This window comes from Dietzia sp. HMSC21D01 (assembly GCF_001815995.1).
GTDB lineage: Bacteria > Actinomycetota > Actinomycetes > Mycobacteriales > Mycobacteriaceae > Dietzia > Dietzia cinnamea.
In genome coordinates, this window is the sequence record NZ_KV823613.1 from 1,648 (window position 1) to 3,787 (window position 2,140).

The 2,140-nt window shown below is 69.3% G+C and carries 2 protein-coding genes; both read right to left on the minus strand.

The window, feature by feature from the left end; translation table 11 throughout:
- Positions 1-90: 90 nt before the first annotated feature.
- Entirely contained in the window at positions 91-1,740 is a 1,650-nt protein-coding gene (locus HMPREF3086_RS00560) for an AMP-binding protein (RefSeq protein ID WP_070719693.1), read from the minus strand.
- Positions 1,741-1,768: 28 nt separating this feature from the next.
- A partial coding sequence (locus HMPREF3086_RS00565; protein WP_168169029.1) for an aldolase/citrate lyase family protein occupies positions 1,769-2,140 on the minus strand: 372 nt, incomplete at its 5' end.

Sequence of the window (2,140 nt, forward strand, 5' to 3'; positions counted from 1 at the left end):
CGCCCCGTCGGGGATGTCCGCGACGGCCTCCGCCGCGGTCATGAGTTTGCTGGACATTCACGCACTCCTTGGGTGAGTCGGGCGGGGCCGTCAGGCCATACCGAGGATCTCGACGGCGGTCTTGCGCATGTCGACCTTGCGGACCTTGCCGGTGACGGTCATGGGGAACTCGTCCACGACGTGGACGTACTTGGGGATCTTGTGCCGCGCGAGCTTGCCGGTGGCGAACTCGCGGACCTCCTCGGCGGTGAGGTCGTCGCGGCCCGGCTTGAGCCGGACCCACGCCATGAGTTCCTCGCCGTACTTGGGGTCGGGCACACCGATCACCTGGGCGTCGAGGATGTCCGGGTGGGTGTAGAGGAACTCCTCCACCTCGCGCGGGTAGATGTTCTCGCCGCCCCGGATCACCATGTCCTTGATGCGGCCGGTGATCTTCACGTACCCGTCGGCGTCCATCTCCCCGATGTCGCCGGTGTGCATCCACCCCGCCTCGTCGATGGCCTCGGCCGTCTTGTCGGGCTGTTCCCAGTACCCGAGCATGACGCTGTAGCCCCGGGTGCAGAACTCGCCGGCCTCCCCGCGCGGCAGCGTCCCCCCGGTCGAGGGGTCGATGATCTTGATCTCCAGGTGCGGGCCGACCCGGCCCACGGTGGACACCCGGCGGTCGAGCGAGTCGTCGGCGCGGGTCTGCGTGGACACCGGCGAGGTCTCGGTCATGCCGTAGCAGATCGACACCTCCTCCATGTTCATCCGGTCGATCACCTGGCGCATGGTGGCCTCCGGGCACGGCGAGCCGGCCATGATGCCGGTGCGCAGCGTCGACAGGTCGTAGGAGTCGAAGTCCTCGAGCGCGAGCTCGGCGATGAACATCGTCGGCACGCCGTACAGGCTCGTGCACTTCTCCTGCTCCACCGCCTTCAGCGAGGCGACCGGGTCGAACGCGGGGGCCGGGATGACCATGCACGATCCGTGGGTGGTGCACGCGAGATTGCCCATCACCATGCCGAAGCAGTGGTAGAAGGGCACCGGGATGCACACCCGGTCGACCTCCGAGTAGTTGATGAGCTCACCGACGAAGTACCCGTTGTTGAGGATGTTCGAGTGGGAGAGCGTCGCCCCCTTGGGGAACCCCGTCGTGCCGGACGTGTACTGGATGTTGATCGGGTCGTGGTTCGTGAGCCCCGCCCGGATCTCCGCGAGGACGTCGGCGTCGGTGGGACCGGAGACCATCGACTCCCACTCCTCGTCGCCGAAGAGCACCACCAGCTCGAGGTCCGGGCAGTTCGGCTGCACCTGCGCGAGCATCCCGGTGTAGTCCGAGTCCTTGAACTGCGGCGCCGCGATCACGGCCTTGATCCCGGCCTGCTTGAGGACGAACTCGAGCTCGTGGACGCGGTAGGACGGGTTGATGTTGACCAGCACCGCGCCGATCTCGGCGGTGGCGTACTGGACCATCACCCACTCCCACCGGTTGGGCGACCAGATCCCCACCCGGTCCCCGGCGCGGATCCCGAGACGGTGCAGGCCCGAGGCGAGCCGGCGCACGTCGGCGAGGAACTCGCTGTAGGTCCAGCGCCGGCCGGCCTGCACGTCGACGAGCGCGTCGCGGTCGCCGAACTCCTCGACGGTCGCCGCGAGGTTCTCGGGGATCGTCTGGGTGAGGAGAGGGACGTCGGTCTCCCCGCGCGTATGCGACAGCGCGGGGTCGAGTGGGGTGGAATCGAGACTTGAGGTGGTCATCTCGGTGCTCCTCGGGGGCGGGGCCGGATCAGGCCCGGGGGGTTGTCACTTCGGTGGCGGCGGCCGCGCGACGCATCGTCGCCTCGGCCTGGCGGAAGACGGGACCGTCGACCATGCGACCGTCCAGCTGGAACACGCCCTGGTTGTGCTCCGCGGCGGCGAGTACCTTCCGGGCCCAGGCCACCTCGTCGTCGTCGGGCGCGTAGGCCTGTCGCACCACCGCCACCTGGGACGGATGGATGCAGGCGGTACCCACGAACCCCAGCGCGACGGCGTCGAGGGCCTCGGCGCGCTGACCGGCCTCGTCGGCGATGTCGAGGTGGACGGAGTCCACCGCCCACCGACCGAACGCGGCCGCGGCGAGCGCGACCCGCGCGCGGGCGTGACGCGGCACGTCGCG

Coding starts and splice junctions, on each gene's coding strand:
- HMPREF3086_RS00560 (WP_070719693.1), bottom strand. CDS start 1,740: ATGACCACCTCAAGTCTCGATTCCACCCCACTCGACCCCGCGCTGTCG.